This window comes from Paractinoplanes polyasparticus, assembly GCF_019710575.1.
GTDB classification, from domain to species: domain Bacteria; phylum Actinomycetota; class Actinomycetes; order Mycobacteriales; family Micromonosporaceae; genus Actinoplanes; species Actinoplanes polyasparticus.
Genome location: NZ_JAHWFK010000126.1, coordinates 1 through 603 on the forward strand (window position 1 = coordinate 1; position 603 = coordinate 603).

Sequence of the window (603 nt, forward strand, 5' to 3'; positions counted from 1 at the left end):
CCGGCGGCGATCGCGGCGCCGAAGTAGCGGCCGGACTGGGCGGCCGATGCGCCCAGGGTGCTCGCGGCCTCGGCCGGGTTGGCGACGGCGAGCGTGGTGCCGGCGATGAGCGCGGCGGCGGCCGCGGCGAAGGGGGCTCTCCACCAGCGGGACGGTCGTGATCGGTGGCCGGGCGGAACAGTAGTGATCATCTTGGGTACTGCCTTCGGGAGCGGGGATGGGGGCGTGCGTGCGGGGTTAGGGGGCTGTCAGGTCGAACCGGTTGACGGTGACCGAGCCGCCGAGGGCCTGCGTGGCGTAGTTGAAGATGCCGAAGCGGTAGCCCATGAAGAACTGCCAGTTGTTGTTCAGGGTGAAGGCCGGGCCGAGGTTGGTGAACGTGCTGCCGTTGGTGCTGTACGAGAAGGTGGCCGTACGCCCGGATCCGGGTCGGATGTCCGCGCTGACTCGCAGCCAGACCGTGCCGCCGGACACGTTCGCGCCGGCAGCCTCGGCACCGGTGCCCGTGGTGGTCCAGCCGCTGGTCGACATGGTGAGGCCGTTGGTCATCGAGACCCGGGTGACGCCGTTGTCCTTGCGGATGCCGATCCACGCCGACTGGTC

1 protein-coding gene and 1 pseudogene are annotated in these 603 nt (G+C 70.3%); both read right to left on the reverse strand.

The features are described from left to right. Nucleotides 1–191, reverse strand: a pseudogene (locus KXC43_RS50315) (endo-1,4-beta-xylanase); the annotation flags it as partial. 46 nt (nt 192–237) lie between these two features. Beyond that, the coding region (locus tag KXC43_RS50320; RefSeq protein WP_498370585.1) for a beta-xylosidase family glycoside hydrolase at nt 238–603 on the reverse strand (366 nt) is incomplete at its 5' end.